The following is a 19,667-nucleotide window of genomic DNA, read 5'->3' on the forward strand; positions in this document are numbered from 1 at the left end:
AAAAGGGGCCACAGCCCCTTTTCTTGTTAGTCGTCAGACTCAGTGTAGTCTTCAGCACCTTCCATCTGCGGCTTACCGCCAGACAGCGTATGGAAACGCTTTGGACGCTTAATGCGTGCCATATACTTGATCCATACACGTTCTGCTTCAGACTGTGGCTCACGCTCGCCACGGCAGACTGCGACAAACTGTTTTTCGTCTTCAGTTGCAGGCTCACGTTTACCCAGATCCAGCTCGTTAAAGGCATAACCATGACGCTCAAGCATCTGCGCCTCTTTGATGGTGAAATCGCCGTGACGAGAGAACCCGCGTGGATAATTTTTATTGTCGAAAAAACGATTAGTCGTCGTAAAGCTTTCCGCCATCCTACACGCTCCTAATTCTTTGGCCGAGCTATTTATGGCGCGGAGTATTAGTTACGCTTGACAGAGTGTAAAACAAAACATTTAAATCATAACGACAAATTATTTTGCGGAGAAAGATGTGGATACGGAATTGCTAAAAACTTTCCTGGAAGTGAGCAGAACGCGCCACTTTGGGCGAGCAGCGGAAGCCCTTTACCTGACGCAGTCAGCAGTCAGTTTTCGTATTCGACAGCTGGAAAATCAACTGGGTGTGAATCTTTTTACCCGCCATCGCAACAACATACGCCTCACGCCAGCCGGTGAAAAACTGCTGCCGTATGCAGAGACCCTGATGAACACCTGGCAGGCGGCACGTAAAGAGGTTGCGCACACCTCGAGGCATAACGAGTTCTCCATTGGGGCCAGCGCATCGTTGTGGGAATGTATGCTCAGTCAGTGGCTTACCCGGCTCTACCCTTCCCACAACCATTTGCAATTTGAAGCGCGGATTGCGCAACGTCAGTCGCTCGTTAAGCAACTGCACGAGCGCCAGCTGGATCTTCTGATCACGACCGAAGCCCCCAAAATGGACGAATTTAGCAGCCAGATTGTTGGCCAGTTTGGCCTTGCGCTTTATGCCTCCGAGCCTTCAATGATGAAAGCCGACCTGACCTATCTGCGTCTGGAGTGGGGGCCAGATTTCCAGCAACACGAGGCGGGATTGATTGCTCCGGATGATGTGCCACAGTTAACAACCAGCTCTGCGGAGATCGCCTGTCAGCAGCTCTCCTTGCTGAAGGGGTGCACCTGGTTACCTGTTCGCTGGGCAGACACGAAACCCGGGTTGCATACCGTTGTGGACTCCACCACGCTTTCCAGACCGCTGTATGCCATCTGGCTCCAGAACAGCGATAAGCAATCGCAGATAAAAGATCTTCTAAAAATCAATATTATGGATTGATGCATGCGCCAGCAGAAATGCTGGCTGCAACGTCTGAAAAGGGGACTCGGCGTCTTTCAGGCAAAAAAAAATCCTTTGCCGAAGCAAAGGATTATATATGGCAGGGGCGGAGAGACTCGAACTCGCGACACCCGGTTTTGGAGACCGGTGCTCTACCAACTGAGCTACGCCCCTAAAGTCTTTTGCCATTAAGCCTGCCGGGTAGGCAGGCTTAATGTCTTAATAAGTGGCGGAACGGACGGGACTCGAACCCGCGACCCCCTGCGTGACAGGCAGGTATTCTAACCGACTGAACTACCGCTCCACCGAAGACTGCTGTAACCACCGGATTTATGCACCGGCTTACTACGTAATTTGATGCCTGGCAGTTCCCTACTCTCACATGGGGAGACCCCACACTACCATCGGCGCTACGGCGTTTCACTTCTGAGTTCGGCATGGGGTCAGGTGGGACCACCGCGCTAAAGCCGCCAGGCAAATTCTGTAATCTGTATCAGCTGAAAATCGTCTCTCATCGCCAAAACATCTTCGGCGTTGTAAGGTTAAGCCTCACGGTTCATTAGTATCGGTTAGCTCAACGCATCGCTGCGCTTACACACCCGACCTATCAACGTCGTAGTCTTCAACGTTCCTTCAGGAGACTTAAAGTCTCAGGGAGAACTCATCTCGGGGCAAGTTTCGTGCTTAGATGCTTTCAGCACTTATCTCTTCCGCATTTAGCTACCGGGCAGTGCCATTGGCATGACAACCCGAACACCAGTGATGCGTCCACTCCGGTCCTCTCGTACTAGGAGCAGCCCCCCTCAATTCTCCAGCGCCCACGGCAGATAGGGACCGAACTGTCTCACGACGTTCTAAACCCAGCTCGCGTACCACTTTAAATGGCGAACAGCCATACCCTTGGGACCTACTTCAGCCCCAGGATGTGATGAGCCGACATCGAGGTGCCAAACACCGCCGTCGATATGAACTCTTGGGCGGTATCAGCCTGTTATCCCCGGAGTACCTTTTATCCGTTGAGCGATGGCCCTTCCATTCAGAACCACCGGATCACTATGACCTGCTTTCGCACCTGCTCGAGCCGTCACTCTCGCAGTCAAGCTAGCTTATGCCATTGCACTAACCTCCTGATGTCCGACCAGGATTAGCTAACCTTCGTGCTCCTCCGTTACTCTTTGGGAGGAGACCGCCCCAGTCAAACTACCCACCAGACACTGTCCGCAACCCGGATCACGGGTCCACGTTAGAACACCAGCCATTAAAGGGTGGTATTTCAAGGTTGGCTCCACGCAGACTGGCGTCCACGCTTCAAAGCCTCCCACCTATCCTACACATCAAGGACCAGTGTTCAGTGTCAAGCTATAGTAAAGGTTCACGGGGTCTTTCCGTCTTGCCGCGGGTACACTGCATCTTCACAGCGAGTTCAATTTCACTGAGTCTCGGGTGGAGACAGCCTGGCCATCATTACGCCATTCGTGCAGGTCGGAACTTACCCGACAAGGAATTTCGCTACCTTAGGACCGTTATAGTTACGGCCGCCGTTTACCGGGGCTTCGATCAAGAGCTTCGCGTTGCCGCTAACCCCATCAATTAACCTTCCGGCACCGGGCAGGCGTCACACCGTATACGTCCACTTTCGTGTTTGCACAGTGCTGTGTTTTTAATAAACAGTTGCAGCCAGCTGGTATCTTCGACTGATTTCAGCTCCACCCGCAGGGGCTTCACCTACATATCAGCGTGCCTTCTCCCGAAGTTACGGCACCATTTTGCCTAGTTCCTTCACCCGAGTTCTCTCAAGCGCCTTGGTATTCTCTACCTGACCACCTGTGTCGGTTTGGGGTACGATTTGATGTTACCTGATGCTTAGAGGCTTTTCCTGGAAGCAGGGCATTTGTTACTTCAGCACCGTAGTGCCTCGTCATCACACCTCAGCGTTAACAAGGAACCGGATTTACCTGGAACCTCCGCCTACATGCTTAAACCGGGACAACCGTCGCCCGGCTAACATAGCCTTCTCCGTCCCCCCTTCGCAGTAACACCAAGTACAGGAATATTAACCTGTTTCCCATCGACTACGCCTTTCGGCCTCGCCTTAGGGGTCGACTCACCCTGCCCCGATTAACGTTGGACAGGAACCCTTGGTCTTCCGGCGAGCGGGCTTTTCACCCGCTTTATCGTTACTTATGTCAGCATTCGCACTTCTGATACCTCCAGCACCCCTCACAGGACACCTTCAACGGCTTACAGAACGCTCCCCTACCCAACAACACATAGTGTCGCTGCCGCAGCTTCGGTGCATGGTTTAGCCCCGTTACATCTTCCGCGCAGGCCGACTCGACCAGTGAGCTATTACGCTTTCTTTAAATGATGGCTGCTTCTAAGCCAACATCCTGGCTGTCTGTGCCTTCCCACATCGTTTCCCACTTAACCATGACTTTGGGACCTTAGCTGGCGGTCTGGGTTGTTTCCCTCTTCACGACGGACGTTAGCACCCGCCGTGTGTCTCCCGTGATAACATTCTTCGGTATTCGTAGTTTGCATCGGGTTGGTAAGCCGGGATGGCCCCCTAGCCGAAACAGTGCTCTACCCCCGAAGATGAGTTCACGAGGCGCTACCTAAATAGCTTTCGGGGAGAACCAGCTATCTCCCGGTTTGATTGGCCTTTCACCCCCAGCCACAAGTCATCCGCTAATTTTTCAACATTAGTCGGTTCGGTCCTCCAGTTAGTGTTACCCAACCTTCAACCTGCCCATGGCTAGATCACCGGGTTTCGGGTCTATACCCTGCAACTTAACGCCCAGTTAAGACTCGGTTTCCCTTCGGCTCCCCTATACGGTTAACCTTGCTACAGAATATAAGTCGCTGACCCATTATACAAAAGGTACGCAGTCACCCCATAAAGAGGCTCCCACTGCTTGTACGTACACGGTTTCAGGTTCTTTTTCACTCCCCTCGCCGGGGTTCTTTTCGCCTTTCCCTCACGGTACTGGTTCACTATCGGTCAGTCAGGAGTATTTAGCCTTGGAGGATGGTCCCCCCATATTCAGACAGGATACCACGTGTCCCGCCCTACTCTTCGAGTTCACAGCCTGTGTGCTTTCGTGTACGGGACTGTCACCCTGTACCGTGCGACTTTCCAGACGCTTCCACTAACACACAAGCTGATTCAGACTCTGGGCTGCTCCCCGTTCGCTCGCCGCTACTGGGGGAATCTCGGTTGATTTCTTTTCCTCGGGGTACTTAGATGTTTCAGTTCCCCCGGTTCGCCTCGTTAACCTATGTATTCAGTTAACGATAGTGTGTCGGAACACACTGGGTTTCCCCATTCGGACATCGCCGGGTCAAAGGTTCATATCACCTCGCCGGCGCTTTTCGCAGATTAGCACGTCCTTCATCGCCTCTGACTGCCAGGGCATCCACCGTGTACGCTTAGTCGCTTAACCTCACAACCCGAAGATGTTTCTTTCGATTCATCACCGGCTTGCGAAAATTTGAGAGACTCGAACACACATAACATGTGTGTCGTTTCAATTTTCAGCTTGATCCAGATTTTTAAAGAGCAAAACTTCGCAGTGCACCTTTTCAGGTTCACTCTGAAGTTTTCTTGTTTTCGCAGTAAAAGATGGTGGAGCTATGCGGGATCGAACCGCAGACCTCCTGCGTGCAAAGCAGGCGCTCTCCCAGCTGAGCTATAGCCCCATCGTATGACCAACCTCTTCAAATCTGCATGACAGATTTGGTAGGCCTGAGTGGACTTGAACCACCGACCTCACCCTTATCAGGGGTGCGCTCTAACCACCTGAGCTACAAGCCTGTAGAGGTTTTTTACTGCTGTTTTTCATCAGACAATCTGTGTGAGCACTACAAAGGCAGGTTCTTTAAGGTAAGGAGGTGATCCAACCGCAGGTTCCCCTACGGTTACCTTGTTACGACTTCACCCCAGTCATGAATCACAAAGTGGTAAGCGCCCTCCCGAAGGTTAAGCTACCTACTTCTTTTGCAACCCACTCCCATGGTGTGACGGGCGGTGTGTACAAGGCCCGGGAACGTATTCACCGTAGCATTCTGATCTACGATTACTAGCGATTCCGACTTCATGGAGTCGAGTTGCAGACTCCAATCCGGACTACGACGCACTTTATGAGGTCCGCTTGCTCTCGCGAGTTCGCTTCTCTTTGTATGCGCCATTGTAGCACGTGTGTAGCCCTACTCGTAAGGGCCATGATGACTTGACGTCATCCCCACCTTCCTCCAGTTTATCACTGGCAGTCTCCTTTGAGTTCCCGGCCGGACCGCTGGCAACAAAGGATAAGGGTTGCGCTCGTTGCGGGACTTAACCCAACATTTCACAACACGAGCTGACGACAGCCATGCAGCACCTGTCTCAGAGTTCCCGAAGGCACCAAAGCATCTCTGCTAAGTTCTCTGGATGTCAAGAGTAGGTAAGGTTCTTCGCGTTGCATCGAATTAAACCACATGCTCCACCGCTTGTGCGGGCCCCCGTCAATTCATTTGAGTTTTAACCTTGCGGCCGTACTCCCCAGGCGGTCGACTTAACGCGTTAGCTCCGGAAGCCACGCCTCAAGGGCACAACCTCCAAGTCGACATCGTTTACGGCGTGGACTACCAGGGTATCTAATCCTGTTTGCTCCCCACGCTTTCGCACCTGAGCGTCAGTCTTTGTCCAGGGGGCCGCCTTCGCCACCGGTATTCCTCCAGATCTCTACGCATTTCACCGCTACACCTGGAATTCTACCCCCCTCTACAAGACTCTAGCCTGCCAGTTTCGAATGCAGTTCCCAGGTTGAGCCCGGGGATTTCACATCCGACTTGACAGACCGCCTGCGTGCGCTTTACGCCCAGTAATTCCGATTAACGCTTGCACCCTCCGTATTACCGCGGCTGCTGGCACGGAGTTAGCCGGTGCTTCTTCTGCGGGTAACGTCAATTGCTGTGGTTATTAACCGCAACACCTTCCTCCCCGCTGAAAGTACTTTACAACCCGAAGGCCTTCTTCATACACGCGGCATGGCTGCATCAGGCTTGCGCCCATTGTGCAATATTCCCCACTGCTGCCTCCCGTAGGAGTCTGGACCGTGTCTCAGTTCCAGTGTGGCTGGTCATCCTCTCAGACCAGCTAGGGATCGTCGCCTAGGTGAGCCATTACCCCACCTACTAGCTAATCCCATCTGGGCACATCTGATGGCAAGAGGCCCGAAGGTCCCCCTCTTTGGTCTTGCGACGTTATGCGGTATTAGCTACCGTTTCCAGTAGTTATCCCCCTCCATCAGGCAGTTTCCCAGACATTACTCACCCGTCCGCCACTCGTCACCCGAGAGCAAGCTCTCTGTGCTACCGTTCGACTTGCATGTGTTAGGCCTGCCGCCAGCGTTCAATCTGAGCCATGATCAAACTCTTCAATTTAAGTTTGATGCTCGTGAATTAAACTTCGTAATGAATTACGTATGTTCACTCAGAGACTTGGTATTCATTTAGTGTCCGAAGACATTAAGAATCCATGTCACTTTGAGTGCCCACACAGATTGTCTGATAAATTGTTAAAGAGCAGTTGCGACGCGGCTTACAGCTCACCGTCGCGAGGTCACGTATATTACGTTTTCCTCATTCAGAGTCAAGCATTTATTTTTGCTTTTCTCTGTTGGTGTTCATCTCTGAACCCCGCTAACCCGGCGGCTTGTAAGCCGTTGTTCCGTGTCAGTGGAGGCGCATTATAGGGAGTTCTCAGACGTTGACAACCCCTCTTTTAAAAAAAACGTTCAACCGTCTCTTTTTTGCTCAAAATCGTGCTACAGCGCCAGTTTTTCGAGCGTTTCAAAGCCATAACGGCGTAAAACGGGCAAAAGTTGCTCGGTCTCGTTGGTGATGGCCATACAAAAAGCGATGTTTGCATCGGCAGATTTTGCATCCGGGGCTTCATGTTCCAGCAACCAGGCCGTACGTCGGGCTATAGCCGCCCCCGAATCCACCAGCCGCGTGCCCTCAGGCAGAACTTCTAATAACTCTTCCTGTAATAGAGGGAAATGGGTACACCCCAGCACAACGGTGTCCGGTGGCTCCGGCATCCGCAGCCACGGGCGGAGAATACGGCGCAATTCTTCGAGCGGCACTGCCTTTCCGTGCAGCTTCGCTTCGGCGATCTCGACCAGTTCCGCCGAACCGAGCATCGCAATCTGGCATTCGTTGGCAAAGCGGTCGATTAACTCGCGCGTATAAGGTCGCTTCACCGTGCCTCGCGTTGCCAGTAAACCAACAATGCCATTTGCCGTCAGACGTGCGGCAGGCTTTATTGCAGGAACAACGCCCACAACCGGGAACTGGAATTTTTCGCGCAATGCAGGAAGCGATACTGTACTGGCCGTGTTACAGGCGATGACCGCCAGCGAGAGGGGATAACGCTTTTGTACCGCGGTGACGATTTCAACCACACGCTCAACAATAAAGTCTTCACTCTTTTCCCCATACGGGAACGCGACGTTATCAAAGGCGTAAATGTAATGGAGATCCGGCAGAAGATGTCGGATCTCATCATAGACCGAAAGCCCACCGACGCCGGAATCAAATACCAGCACGGTGGGACGCGGATTAGAAGGTGTAGCTGCCAGACAAGGTGTATTCCCGTCCTGCAGTTTGGTAGCCATAAACTGTCTCGTAATCTTTATCGAACAGGTTGGCTATTTTACCACGAACTGTAAGGTGAGAGGTGACAGGATATGAAACTGCGACATCCCACAGGCTTACGCCGCCCATTTTCACCTTTTCAGACGGGTAGGTACCAAAGTCAGTGTCGTAACGTGTTCCCAGGTAGTGGTAAGTCAGGCTCCAGTCGAATTCATAGACCTGCGTATCAAGCTGATACTTCACCTGCTGCTTAGCCCGGCGATCCAATAGCTGGTTTGTTGCCGCATTGCGTGCATCCACGTAATCGTAACCAACCGTATGAGTCAGTGGACCTGTATCAAAGGACGCTGTGGCTTCAACCCCTTTAATACGCGCCTTGCCTACGTTGTAGTATTCCTGAAGGTTGTTATTAAAGTCGATCAGGTTATCAACGTCATTGCGATAGGCCGATACGCGCCAGTTTACGCCAGCCGTCAGGCCTTCGAACGCGCCTTCCCACTGTTTACTCTCCTCAGGATCAAGATGGTCGTTGCCATAGAAACCATACAACTGCCCGAGGTTGGGTGCTTTATAGGCAGTGCCATACGAGGCAATGAATCGATAACCTTCAATGAACTCCCAGCCCGCACTGCTCTGCCAGGTGCCATGGCGACCAAACTGAGAGTTATCGTCGCTACGCGCTGCCCCTTCCAGGGTAAAGTCGCCAAACTGCTGCAGTGCAGTCAGGTAGACGCCGGTGTTACGCAGGTCATAGCCGTTTGTGACATAGCTTGTTCCTGGTTCGGTGCTCTGCTTCTGCCAGTCGACACCTGCGCCAATATTGCCATGGCCCACCTCAACGGAGTTAGTCCACTGCACGTTGTACTGTTTGATCTCATCCAGCGTGGCATTGGAATCATAACGTCCCAGATGCGGGTCGTAGTTATAATCTTTGCTGTGGCTGTAGCTGGTGAGAAGTTGTGAATGGAAGATGTCATTATTAAAGCGCAGTCCAGCGTCCCAGGTCTGGCTATAGAGCTGACGGGTATCAACCAAAACATCAGGCGTAAATGAACTGTAATAGCCGTCATAGGCGGTACGGTTGCTGTAGCCATAGCCGCGAACGAACCCACTCCACTGATCAGAGAAAGCATGCTCCAGCGCACCGTAGAGGGTTTTATTCATAAAGCCGTCACGATCGGTCTGGGCCAGACCACCGTTGTTGCCATCCGCGACCACGTCAAAGCCTTTGGTATAGGTATAATCACCCGCCAGCGTCACGCGCGTGCTGTCACCCAGGGTTTGCTGGGTGCTGCCGCCGTAATTTTGGTAGCCATGCGAGCCTACGCCCGCATTCAACGTCGTGCCGTCCTTTGCGCGGGTAGTAATAATGTTCACTACGCCACCAATCGCATCAGAACCATAGACTGCAGAGCGTGGCCCGCGAATATATTCAATGCGCTGCACCAGGGCGATCGGGAACTGACTGAGATCGGACGACCCCGTTACCCCAGCCTGGTTAAGACGGATCCCGTCGACAAGAATAAGAACATGACTGGAATTAGTCCCCCGAATAAAGAGAGAGGAAAGTTGCCCCATTCCGCCGTTTTGAGCGGTATCCACGCCAGGCAAGCGACGCATAACGTCAATGACGGTGTTTGCCTGCCAGCGATCAATATCCTCGCGCGTCACCACAGACGTTGGTGCAAGAACGGTATTAACAGGTTGCTCAAAACGGTTTGCTGTCACCACCAACGAGTCGGCGCTATCCTGCGCCCAGCCCGAAAATGCCGTGACGGACAACGCCGTCAACAGCGATACTTTTTTAATCATTGTTAAAGCATCCACAATATAAGAAGGATGCCGCAGGCTTCATCTATAGCACGCGATGACGAAACCAAATGCGACGTGATCCCGGCAGGTCTTCGGGCTAGGTGGCGTTTTGCGGATGAAGACTTCCCATTTTCACAGTGTCTACAATTCTCATCCCGCCAGTCTTTACCGCTGCGCGTCAGCTCCAGATTTTCACTGGATTCCCTTTTCACTCTCAGGAGACCGGAAACAGAATGCTACAATTAGACACGTATAGATGTCCAGATAGCTATTGGCCATTAAATCTGGACATCCACTGCACAATCCCTACAATCCCCGCGTAATTCTTTATCACTCAGGACGCATCATGACCCCCGAACACCTCCCAACAGAACAGTACGACGCACAGCTGGCAGAGAAAGTTGTCCGCCTGCAAAGTATGATGACGCCTTTCAACGCGCCCGTTCCTGAGGTGTTCCGCTCGCCCGTTAGCCACTACCGCATGCGTGCGGAATTCCGCATCTGGCACGACGGTGACGACCTGTACCACATCATTTTCGATCAGCAGACGAAGTCCCGCATTCGGGTTGACAGTTTCCCGGCGGCGAGTGAACTCATCAACCAGCTCATGACGCTGATGATCGACGGCGTACGCAACAACCCTGTGCTGCGCCACAAGCTGTTCCAGATTGATTATCTGACCACACAAAGCAACCAGGCGATCGTCTCTCTGCTGTATCACAAAGCGCTGAATGACGAATGGCGCGAGCAGGCAGAAGCGCTGCGCGATGCCCTGCGCGCGCAGAACATCAATGTTCACCTGATTGGTCGTGCAACAAAAACCAAAATCATGCTGGATCAGGATTTCATCGACGAACGTCTGTCGGTGGCGGGAAAAGAGATGGTGTACCGCCAGGTTGAGAACAGCTTTACCCAGCCAAACGCAGCAATGAACGTACAGATGCTGGACTGGGCGCTGAAGGCGACCGAAGGGTCAAAGGGCGATCTGCTAGAGCTGTACTGCGGGAACGGCAACTTCTCCCTGGCGCTGGCGCGTAACTTTGAGCGCGTCCTGGCGACGGAGATTGCCAAGCCGTCCGTTGCCGCTGCACAGTACAACATTGCCGCCAATCACATCGACAATGTGCAGATCATTCGTATGTCTGCAGAAGAGTTCACGCAGGCCATGAATGGCGTACGCCAGTTTAATCGCCTGGAGGGGATCGATCTGAAGAGTTACCAGTGTGAGACGATTTTTGTCGATCCGCCGCGCAGTGGCCTGGACAGCGAAACCGAGAAGATGGTGCAGGCGTACCCGCGTATTTTGTACATATCCTGTAACCCGGAAACGCTGTGCAAGAACCTCGAAACATTAAGCCAGACGCACAATGTTGAACGTCTGGCTCTCTTCGATCAGTTCCCGTATACGCACCATATGGAGTGCGGCGTACTTCTTACCGCGAAGTAACGTGATGGCAGGCAGGTCAACCTGCCTGCCATCACACTCTCTTACTCCGGCAGCTCGTGCTTGCGGCTACGCATGCGCGAGCCAATCCAGAACACCAGTGCCACAGAAAGTACCGCCGGCAGGAAGTTAGAACCGATATCCGGATACTCTGCACGCACCACGGTGCTATACAGCAACACGCCAAGAATAAAGCAGGCCGCGGCCAGCCCAGGCAACCCGACCGGCATGGTGCGGTTCAGGTAACGCTGATGCAGACAGTACACCGTCAGCACCAGCGCAATAAGCGGGAAAATAGAAAATGGAACGATCGAGCTGAACACAGCCGCAAACGTGCCATTAATTGATAAGCCAGCGATCAATGCCAGCAACAGCGTACCCTTATCCTGACCTGACTGTTTCATTACTCACCTTCACTCTTCGGTTTGATGTGCCAGTTTCTCTTGTTCACGGCGATACCAGTAGTACGCGCCTTTGGAGATCATCCTGAGCTGTAATACCAGTCGCTCTTCGAGCTGCTTGCGTTGTTCGATGCTGACATCCAGCGCTTCGGCACCCGCGCTGAAAACAATCGTCACCATCGCCTCAGCCTGTGCTTCAGTGAACGCACGCGGCATATGGTTTTCGAGTTCAAGATAGTCGGCAAGTTCCGCGATAAAATGCTGAATTTCACGCGCCACAGCGGCACGGAACGCGGCTGATGTTCCGGAACGTTCCCGCAACAGCAGGCGAAACGCGTTGGGGTTATTGCCAATAAATTCCATAAAGGTCGACACAGAGGTGCGGATCACGCTCCCCCCTTTAGCGATACGCTGCCGCGCCTGGCGCATAAGCTGACGCAGCATCAGTCCGCTCTCGTCGACCATGGTCAGACCCAGTTCATCCACATCACGGAAATGACGGTAGAAGGACGTTGGCGCAATCCCGGCCTCGCGCGCAACTTCACGCAGGCTTAAACTGGCAAAACTACGCTCGGCACTCAGTTGACTGAATGCGGCTTCCACCAGCGAACGCCGGGTTTTCTCTTTTTGTTGTGCTCTTACGCCCATCACGATAGTTGAATCCTTCCAAAGGCCTGATGGCACTATACCAGAGAATAAAATTAATCTGTTTGCCTGGCTTTGTGAATGATTGTTTACGTACGGTTTGTGCTCCACTGCCGGAAAAAAGCACAACGATAATTGGGTTACTCGGGCAATGATGTTATGATTCTGTTGCTTTTATGTATAAGAACAGGTAAGCCTTACCATGCCACATTCCTACGATTACGACGCAATTGTGATAGGTTCCGGCCCCGGCGGCGAAGGCGCTGCTATGGGACTGGTGAAACAGGGAGCCAGAGTAGCGGTGATAGAGCGCTACCATAACGTTGGCGGCGGTTGCACCCATTGGGGCACCATCCCTTCCAAAGCCCTCCGCCATGCCGTTAGCCGCATTATTGAATTTAACCAGAACCCTCTTTACAGCGACCACTCCCGACTTCTTCGTTCCTCCTTTGCTGACATCCTGAATCATGCGGATACCGTTATTAACCAGCAGACACGGATGCGCCAGGGGTTTTATGAGCGTAACCACTGTGAAATTTTGCAGGGCAATGCGCACTTTGTTGATGAACACACCCTGGCGCTCGAATGCCACGACGGGTCGGTCGAAACCATCACGGCGGAAAAATTTGTTATCGCCTGTGGTTCACGCCCGTACCATCCGGCAGACGTGGACTTCTCCCACCCGCGCATTTACGACAGCGACTCCATCCTGAGCCTGCACCACGAACCCCGTCATGTGATTATCTATGGCGCAGGGGTGATTGGCTGCGAATATGCGTCGATCTTCCGGGGCATGGACGTGAAAGTTGACCTGATCAACACCCGCGACCGCCTGCTGGCCTTCCTCGATCAGGAAATGTCAGACTCGCTCTCTTACCACTTCTGGAACAGCGGCGTGGTGATTCGCCACAACGAAGAGTACGAGAAAATTGAAGGCTGCGACGACGGTGTGATCATGCATCTGAAATCGGGCAAGAAGCTGAAAGCTGACTGCCTGCTGTACGCCAACGGCCGTACCGGTAACACCGATTCTCTGGCTCTGGAAAATATCGGGCTCGAAACCGACAGCCGCGGTCAGCTGAAGGTGAACAGCATGTACCAGACAGCCCTGCCGCATGTGTATGCCGTCGGTGATGTTATCGGTTATCCAAGCCTGGCTTCTGCAGCATACGATCAGGGACGCATCGCGGCGCAGGCGCTGGTGAAAGGCGAAGCGACGGCACATCTGATCGAAGATATTCCGACAGGTATTTATACCATCCCGGAAATCAGCTCCGTCGGGAAAACCGAGCAGCAGCTGACGTCAATGAAGGTGCCTTACGAGGTGGGTCGCGCACAGTTTAAACATCTGGCGAGGGCGCAAATCGTGGGAATGAGCGTGGGTACGCTGAAGATCCTGTTCCATCGCGAGACGAAAGAGATCCTCGGTATTCACTGCTTTGGTGAACGCGCGGCGGAGATTATTCATATCGGCCAGGCGATCATGGAGCAAAAAGGTGGTGGTAACACCATCGAGTACTTCGTTAACACCACCTTCAACTACCCGACCATGGCGGAAGCCTATCGGGTCGCGGCACTGAACGGTTTAAACCGCCTGTTTTAACGCATTGTCAAAATGGCCATCCATCGAACCACGGATGGCCTCTGCCAGCTGCTCATAGCGGCTGCGCAGCGGTGAACCCGGACGATAAACCAGACCAATGGTACGACGTGGCTCTGGTTTAATGCATGGCAGATAAACCACGCCGTCACGTTTACGTTCGCGCGGCACGGCCAGTGCCGGCAGCAATGTGATCCCACTGCCCGCCGCCACCATATTCCGCAGCGTTTCAAGGCTGGTTGCGCGGAAATGGGTATCCTCGTCAGCACCCGCTTCGAAGCAGAAGCCCATCGCCTGATCGCGCAGGCAGTGACCATCTTCCAGCATCAGCAGTTTTTCACCGGCCAGATCGGCCATCGGCACGCGATCGCGGTTCGCCCACGGGTGATCTTCATAGATCGCCAGCATCATGGGCTCATCAAACAGCGGCACTTCGATAAAAGCTTCGCTCTCTTTGACCAGCGCCAGAATGGCACAGTCGAGCTTGCCGCTGTCTAACTGCGCCAGCAGCTGATGGGTTTGCGCTTCATGCAGATACATTTCGAGTTTCGGGAACGTCTGATGCAGCATTGGAATGATGTGCGGCAACAGGTACGGGCCAACGGTTGGGATCAGGCCAATATGCAACGGGCCGGACATTGCCTCCCCCTGCTGGCTTGCCATTTCCTTGAGCACTTTGACCTCGCGCAGCACGGTGCGCGCCTGATCCACCAGCAGCAGACCTGCCTGGGTGAACAGTACCTTACGACTGGTGCGCTCCAGCAGCATCACGCCCAGCTCGTCTTCCAGCTTGCGGATCTGGCCGCTCAGGGTAGGCTGGCTGACGTGGCAGGAATCTGCCGCGCGGCGAAAATGGCGGTGCTCGGCTAACGCTACCAGGTATTCAAGATCACGAATATTCATTATTCATCCTCCGTCGCCACGATAGTTCATGGCGATAGATAGCATAGCAACGAACGATTATCCCTATCAAGCATTCTGTTGAATAATACACCACATAGACGAGGCGGCACGTGTTTGACCCTTGACGTCCCCGCACCGTCAGCGAGTTTCTCTCAAAACTCGAACAACTAAAGCCAACGTGAACTTTTGCGGACCCCGTGGTCCGCATTTTTTTTGCGTAAAAAAGGCCGGGGATAAAAGCAAAATGGCAACCGAAGTTGCCATTTTTAGTGTTTACTCCCTCTCCCCGTGGGAGAGGGCCGGGGTGAGGGCACCAGCCCGCACTCATCAAACCAGCCGGTTTTTCGCATCCGCAATCGCCTGCGCGACTTGCTTCGGTGACACGCCGCCTTTCGCTGCACGCTTATCCAGACAAGACTGCAACGCCAGAATCGGATACACATCATCACCGATAACCGCACTGAATTTCTGCAGGTCGGTCAGCGGCAACGCTTCCAGTGCCTTACCCTGACGAATGGCTTCAACCACCGCTTCACCGACAATGTGGTGCGCTTCACGGAACGGTACGCCTTTCGCCACCAGGTAATCGGCAAGCTCGGTCGAGTTTGCATAGCCCTGCTGCGCCGCTTCCTGACAACGCGGGCGTTTCACCTGAATGCCATCCAGCACCAGCGCGCCCATATGCAGGCAGTCCAGCCAGGTATCGAGCGCGTCGAACAGCCCTTCTTTGTCTTCCTGCATATCTTTGTTATACGCCAGCGGCAGCCCTTTCAGGGTCATCATCATGCCGGTCAGCGCGCCCTGCACACGGCCACACTTACCGCGGATAAGCTCCAGCGCATCCGGGTTTTTCTTCTGTGGCATCAGGGAGGAGCCTGACGTCACGCGGTCAGACAGCTCAACAAACCCGGCTTCACCGGAGTTGAAGAAAATCAGGTCTTCGGCAAAGCGCGACAGATGCACCATGCCGATAGACGCATTGGAAAGCAGCTCCAGCACGTGATCACGGTCAGAGACGCTGTCCAGGCTGTTACGGGTGGCTGAAGCAAAGCCCAGCCAGCCTGCCAGCTGGTCACGGTCGATTTCATAGGCCGTCCCTGCCAGCGCACCGCTGCCCAGCGGGCTCACGTCCAGACGCTTCAGGGTATCCTGCAGACGGCTTTCATCACGCGCCAGCATCTCAACGTAGGCCAGACACCAGTGCGCAAAGGTTACCGGCTGCGCGCGCTGCAGGTGGGTATAACCCGGCATCACCGCGTCCTGGTTGTTCTGCGCGGTTTCCACCAGCGCGCCCTGTAGCTGACGGTTGGCTGCCAGCAGTTCACCAACGGTATCTTTACACCACAATTTCAGATCAGTCGCGACCTGGTCGTTACGGCTACGCCCGGTATGCAGTTTTTTACCCAGCTGGCCGACTTTATCGATGAGTTTCCCTTCCACCCAGCTGTGAATATCTTCCGCATCGCTGGCGAGGATCTGCTGCGGGTCCAGACGCACCTCTTCCAGCAGGTTATTCAGCGCCTCTTCCAGCTGCAGCTGTTCGTCTGCGGTCAGGACGCCCACGGTGACCAGCGCTTTGGACCAGGCCACAGAGCCGACGATATCCTGCTCGGCCAGGCGGTAGTCGAAGCGCAAAGAGTCGTTGAACTGTTTGAACCGCTGATCCGCTGCCTGTGTAAAACGCCCACCCCAAAGTGCCATAACATGCTTCCTTAATATCTTTGAATTTCATTGCCCGGCTGCGCTGCGCTGACCGGGCCTGCAGAATCGGTAAATTGCTTACGCCAGAATACGCGTGCCAATCGGCGTGCCGTTAAACAACGCCGGGAGTTGCTCCGCATGGCGCCAGGACGCGATGTCCACCGGACGTCCAAGCGTACGCGCGGCATCCAGCGCCGCATTGACTTTGACGATCATGCCGTCGGTAATAATGCCCTGCTCGATAAGCTGTTCGGCTTTCGCTGCGGTCATTTCCGCAATACGCTGGCCTTTGCCGTCGAGAATACCGCTTACGTCAGAGAGCAGAATCAGGTCCGCGCCCAGCGTAGCCGCCAGAGCCGTTGCCGCCTGGTCTGCATTGACGTTCATCAGCTCGCCCTCTTCGGTCACCCCGATAGAGCTCACCACCGGCAGGAATCCTCCTTCCAGCAGCATGTTAATCAGCTTAGGCGAACCAGGCTGTGCCAGTCCAACGTGTCCGAGCTCTTCGTCGAGCTGGGTCACTTTTACGCTGTCACCATCGCCCAGACACAGGCCGACAGAGGCGATATGGTGTTTCTTCGCCCACGCCAGCAGCGTTTTGTTCGCCGTCCCCGCCAGGGCACCGGTAATAATATCAATCTGGTCAGCAGGCGTGACGCGCAGGCCATTTTTCTTTTTCACCGGCAGGTTGAGCCCTTTCATCAGCTCATCAACCACGCAGCCGCCGCCGTGCACAATCACCAGCGGACGTTGGTGTGATTCGCGATAGTTCACCAGCGCGGTAAAAAGACGCTCCAGCGCTTCTTCGCTGTCCAGCAGTACACCACCGAGTTTGATAATTAATGGGTTCATCATCACACCTTAAATAAGAGCCTGGGTTTCCGGGAAACCGAAACGAATATTTGCACACTGCATTGCCTGCGCGGCAGCGCCTTTAAGTAAGTTATCTTCCGCAGCCACCACAATCAGGTGCTCACCCTGCACGGCAAAGCCAATGTCGCAGAATGGCAGGCCAACCACGTTTTTCAGCGCCGGCACGCCTTTGTCGTACAGGCGCACCAGCGGTTTGTCCGCATAGGCCTGCGTAAAGGCTTCGCTCACCTGTTCGTGGGTCACGCCGGGTTTCAGGCGGCAGGTGATGGTTTCGAGGATCCCACGCGGGAAGCTGCCCAGATGCGGCGTGAAGATGACATCCGCACCCAGATGCGTCGTGATTTCAGGGTGATGGCGGTGATTGAACACGCCATACGGCTGAAGGCTCACTTCGCAGAAGCTGTTAGCGATAGCGGCTTTACGCCCCGCGCCGCTGACACCACTGGTGGCGTTGATCACCGGCCACTGGTTCAGATCCAGCAGGTCTGCGTCGATCAGCGGCTTCAGAGAAAGCTGTGCCGCCGTCGGATAACAGCCCGGCACGGCAACCAGATCCGCTTCCTTCAGTTTATCTGTGCTCCACTCCGCCAGGCCGTATACCGCTTTTTCCAGCAGCTCAGGGTGTTGATGGGTGAAACCGTAATATTTTTCGTAGAACGCGCCGTCATTCACACGGAAGGCGCCGGAGAGGTCGAACACCACACAGCCGGCCGCCAGACAGTGCGGAACCAGGTCGTGGCTGACTTCGTGCGCGGTAGCTAAAAACACCACGTCGACGCCGTCGGTGAACGCGCGGATGTCAGACATTGGCTGCAGCGGCAGATCAACAATGCCTTTAAGTTGCGGATGCAAATCGGAAATTAACTTTCCTGCATCATTGCTTTGCGCTGACACGGTCAAAGCGGTTATGGTCATATGAGGATGGCGATTCACGTAGCTTACAAGCTCTGCGCCCGCATAACCGCTAGCGCCTACAATCAGCGTATTCAACATCGGGTTCCTTTATGCTCAACGTTAATGTATTTTTATTCACATTTATTGCATGAATATTGATACTATCACGACCTAAGGTGTGTCAACAATGAAAATGAACTTACCGCCATTTATCGAGATTTACCGCGCCCTGATTGCCACACCCTCCATCAGTGCGACCGAAGAAGCGCTGGATCAGAGCAATGAGTCTTTAATCAATCTGCTGGCAGGTTGGTTTAGCGATATTGGGTTTAACGTTGAGGTTCAGCCCGTCCCCGGAACACGCCATAAATTTAACCTGCTCGCCAGTACCGGACAGGGTGCCGGCGGCCTGCTGCTGGCCGGTCATACCGATACCGTTCCCTTTGACGATGGTCGCTGGACGCGCGATCCGTTCACCCTGACCGAGCATGACAACAAGCTTTACGGTCTGGGCACCGCCGACATGAAAGGCTTTTTTGCTTTTATCCTCGATGCGCTGCGTGACGTGGACGTGACAACGCTGAAGAAACCGCTCTACATTCTGGCCACTGCCGATGAAGAGACCAGCATGGCCGGGGCGCGCTACTTCTCTGAAAACACCTCAATTCGCCCGGATTGCGCCATTATTGGTGAACCAACGTCACTGCAGCCAATCCGCGCCCACAAGGGCCATATCTCCACGGCGGTGCGCGTGCTGGGCCAGTCAGGCCACTCCAGCGATCCGGCGCGCGGCGTCAACGCCATCGAACTGATGCACGACGCCATCGGCCGCATCATGCAGTTGCGCGACTCGCTGAAAGAGCGTTATCACTACGACGCATTCACCGTGCCTTACCCGACGCTGAACCTCGGCAGCCTGCACGGTGGCGATGCATCCAACCGTATCTGCGCCTGCTGCGAACTGCATATGGATATCCGTCCGCTGCCGGGCATGACGCTGAGCGATCTCGACGGCCTGTTGACCGAAGCGCTGGCGCCGGTCAGCGAGCGCTGGCCGGGCCGCCTGACGGTCTCCGAGCTTCATCCGCCGATCCCTGGCTACGAATGTCCACCGGATCATCAACTGGTTGAAGTCGTGGAAAAGCTGCTCGGCGAGAAAACCGACGTGGTGAACTATTGCACCGAAGCACCGTTTATTCAGACCCTGTGTCCTACGCTGGTGCTTGGCCCGGGTTCCATCAACCAGGCTCACCAGCCGGATGAATATCTGGAAACGCGCTTTATCAAACCGACCCGTGAACTGATTACCCAGGTCGTGCATCACTTCTGCTGGCATTAAAATGCCCCTGAGGGTTCCCTCTCCCGGTGGGAGAGGGTCAGGGTAAGGGCAACAAATCCCGCGATCTTCGTCACATTCCCATAAGCATCTCTTATCTGACGCAAAGCGAAT

Annotated in this window: 13 protein-coding genes, 4 tRNA genes, 3 rRNA genes and 1 riboswitch; of the genes, 4 read left to right on the top strand and 16 right to left on the bottom strand. The window is 54.1% G+C overall.

All coding sequences use genetic code 11. The annotated features are described in order from the left end of the window. Positions 1-26 precede the first annotated feature (26 nt). Positions 27-365, bottom strand: coding sequence for a DUF413 domain-containing protein (locus ACN9MQ_RS22055; protein ID WP_014172168.1), 339 nt, complete (start codon positions 363-365; stop codon positions 27-29). A 118-nt stretch (positions 366-483) separates the two neighbouring features. On the opposite strand from ACN9MQ_RS22055, the gene hdfR reads away from it, so the two are divergent. Beyond that, positions 484-1,305: an HTH-type transcriptional regulator HdfR gene (gene hdfR, locus ACN9MQ_RS22060; RefSeq protein ID WP_014172169.1), complete on the top strand. Its 822-nt coding sequence runs from the start codon at positions 484-486 to the stop codon at positions 1,303-1,305. 98 nt (positions 1,306-1,403) lie between these two features. Here hdfR and ACN9MQ_RS22065 read toward each other — a convergent pair. From ACN9MQ_RS22065 to btuB, 9 genes are all read right to left on the bottom strand, one after another. Further along, positions 1,404-1,479 (bottom strand) — tRNA-Trp (locus ACN9MQ_RS22065). Between the two features lie 53 nt (positions 1,480-1,532). After that, positions 1,533-1,609 (bottom strand) — tRNA-Asp (locus ACN9MQ_RS22070). A 55-nt stretch (positions 1,610-1,664) separates the two neighbouring features. Next, positions 1,665-1,780 (bottom strand): 5S ribosomal RNA (gene rrf, locus ACN9MQ_RS22075). Positions 1,781-1,843: 63 nt separating this feature from the next. Next, positions 1,844-4,748, bottom strand: a 23S ribosomal RNA gene (locus ACN9MQ_RS22080). Positions 4,749-4,928: 180 nt separating this feature from the next. Beyond that, positions 4,929-5,004: transfer RNA gene (locus tag ACN9MQ_RS22085), tRNA-Ala, on the bottom strand. 38 nt (positions 5,005-5,042) lie between these two features. Continuing rightward, a tRNA-Ile gene (locus tag ACN9MQ_RS22090) sits at positions 5,043-5,119 on the bottom strand. A gap of 70 nt (positions 5,120-5,189) precedes the next feature. Beyond that, a 16S ribosomal RNA gene (locus tag ACN9MQ_RS22095) occupies positions 5,190-6,729 on the bottom strand. Together the 16S, 23S and 5S rRNA genes with 4 tRNA genes alongside form the textbook arrangement of a ribosomal RNA operon. A 383-nt stretch (positions 6,730-7,112) precedes the next feature. Then, entirely contained in the window at positions 7,113-7,964 is an 852-nt protein-coding gene (gene murI / locus ACN9MQ_RS22100; protein ID WP_020883936.1) for a glutamate racemase, read from the bottom strand. Then, positions 7,909-9,756, bottom strand: a complete 1,848-nt coding sequence (gene btuB / locus ACN9MQ_RS22105; protein WP_032679232.1) for a TonB-dependent vitamin B12 receptor BtuB — start codon at positions 9,754-9,756, stop codon at positions 7,909-7,911. Before btuB ends, murI begins: the two co-directional genes overlap by 56 nt. 66 nt (positions 9,757-9,822) lie before the next feature. Next, positions 9,823-9,998: riboswitch (cobalamin riboswitch) on the bottom strand. Between the two features lie 104 nt (positions 9,999-10,102). Here btuB and trmA point away from each other — a divergent pair. Then, positions 10,103-11,203: a tRNA (uridine(54)-C5)-methyltransferase TrmA gene (gene trmA / locus ACN9MQ_RS22110; protein ID WP_032679233.1), complete on the top strand. Its 1,101-nt coding sequence runs from the start codon at positions 10,103-10,105 to the stop codon at positions 11,201-11,203. Positions 11,204-11,244: 41 nt separating this feature from the next. On the opposite strand, the gene ACN9MQ_RS22115 is transcribed toward trmA, so the two are convergent. Both ACN9MQ_RS22115 and fabR read right to left on the bottom strand, forming a co-directional pair. Next, a complete protein-coding gene (locus tag ACN9MQ_RS22115; protein ID WP_020883939.1) occupies positions 11,245-11,604 on the bottom strand; it encodes a YijD family membrane protein in 360 nt (119 codons plus the stop codon). A 9-nt stretch (positions 11,605-11,613) separates the two neighbouring features. Further along, on the bottom strand, positions 11,614-12,252 hold the full coding sequence (gene fabR / locus ACN9MQ_RS22120) for an HTH-type transcriptional repressor FabR (RefSeq protein ID WP_008501784.1): 639 nt from the start codon (positions 12,250-12,252) through the stop codon (positions 11,614-11,616). Positions 12,253-12,448: 196 nt separating this feature from the next. On the opposite strand from fabR, the gene sthA reads away from it, so the two are divergent. After that, positions 12,449-13,849 (top strand): Si-specific NAD(P)(+) transhydrogenase, encoded by a 1,401-nt coding sequence (gene sthA, locus ACN9MQ_RS22125; RefSeq protein WP_014172175.1) that lies wholly within the window; start codon positions 12,449-12,451, stop codon positions 13,847-13,849. On the opposite strand, the gene oxyR is transcribed toward sthA, so the two are convergent. From oxyR to argC, 4 genes are all read right to left on the bottom strand, one after another. Continuing rightward, positions 13,832-14,749, bottom strand: coding sequence for a DNA-binding transcriptional regulator OxyR (oxyR, locus tag ACN9MQ_RS22130; protein WP_014172176.1), 918 nt, complete (start codon positions 14,747-14,749; stop codon positions 13,832-13,834). The genes sthA and oxyR overlap by 18 nt on opposite strands. Positions 14,750-15,076: 327 nt before the next feature. Then, positions 15,077-16,450, bottom strand: coding sequence for an argininosuccinate lyase (gene argH, locus ACN9MQ_RS22135; protein ID WP_014172177.1), 1,374 nt, complete (start codon positions 16,448-16,450; stop codon positions 15,077-15,079). Positions 16,451-16,528: 78 nt separating this feature from the next. Beyond that, on the bottom strand, positions 16,529-17,305 hold the full coding sequence (gene argB, locus ACN9MQ_RS22140; protein ID WP_086462987.1) for an acetylglutamate kinase: 777 nt from the start codon (positions 17,303-17,305) through the stop codon (positions 16,529-16,531). 6 nt (positions 17,306-17,311) lie between these two features. Then, positions 17,312-18,316 carry an N-acetyl-gamma-glutamyl-phosphate reductase gene (argC, locus tag ACN9MQ_RS22145; RefSeq protein ID WP_032679234.1) on the bottom strand — a complete coding sequence of 335 codons (1,005 nt, stop codon included), beginning with the start codon at positions 18,314-18,316 and terminating at the stop codon, positions 17,312-17,314. Positions 18,317-18,404: 88 nt separating this feature from the next. Between argC and argE the strand changes: the two genes are divergently transcribed. After that, entirely contained in the window at positions 18,405-19,556 is a 1,152-nt protein-coding gene (gene argE, locus ACN9MQ_RS22150) for an acetylornithine deacetylase (RefSeq protein WP_020883942.1), read from the top strand. Positions 19,557-19,667 lie beyond the last annotated feature (111 nt).

This window comes from Enterobacter sp. R-25 (genome assembly GCF_049913205.1).
In the GTDB taxonomy this organism is placed as follows: domain Bacteria; phylum Pseudomonadota; class Gammaproteobacteria; order Enterobacterales; family Enterobacteriaceae; genus Enterobacter; species Enterobacter ludwigii.

Coding starts and splice junctions, on each gene's coding strand:
- ACN9MQ_RS22115 (WP_020883939.1), bottom strand. CDS start 11,604: ATGAAACAGTCAGGTCAGGATAAGGGTACGCTGTTGCTGGCATTGATC.
- argE (WP_020883942.1), top strand. CDS start 18,405: ATGAAAATGAACTTACCGCCATTTATCGAGATTTACCGCGCCCTGATT.
- argC (WP_032679234.1), bottom strand. CDS start 18,316: ATGTTGAATACGCTGATTGTAGGCGCTAGCGGTTATGCGGGCGCAGAG.
- sthA (WP_014172175.1), top strand. CDS start 12,449: ATGCCACATTCCTACGATTACGACGCAATTGTGATAGGTTCCGGCCCC.
- btuB (WP_032679232.1), bottom strand. CDS start 9,756: ATGATTAAAAAAGTATCGCTGTTGACGGCGTTGTCCGTCACGGCATTT.
- argB (WP_086462987.1), bottom strand. CDS start 17,305: ATGATGAACCCATTAATTATCAAACTCGGTGGTGTACTGCTGGACAGC.
- ACN9MQ_RS22055 (WP_014172168.1), bottom strand. CDS start 365: ATGGCGGAAAGCTTTACGACGACTAATCGTTTTTTCGACAATAAAAAT.
- trmA (WP_032679233.1), top strand. CDS start 10,103: ATGACCCCCGAACACCTCCCAACAGAACAGTACGACGCACAGCTGGCA.
- oxyR (WP_014172176.1), bottom strand. CDS start 14,749: ATGAATATTCGTGATCTTGAATACCTGGTAGCGTTAGCCGAGCACCGC.
- argH (WP_014172177.1), bottom strand. CDS start 16,450: ATGGCACTTTGGGGTGGGCGTTTTACACAGGCAGCGGATCAGCGGTTC.
- murI (WP_020883936.1), bottom strand. CDS start 7,964: ATGGCTACCAAACTGCAGGACGGGAATACACCTTGTCTGGCAGCTACA.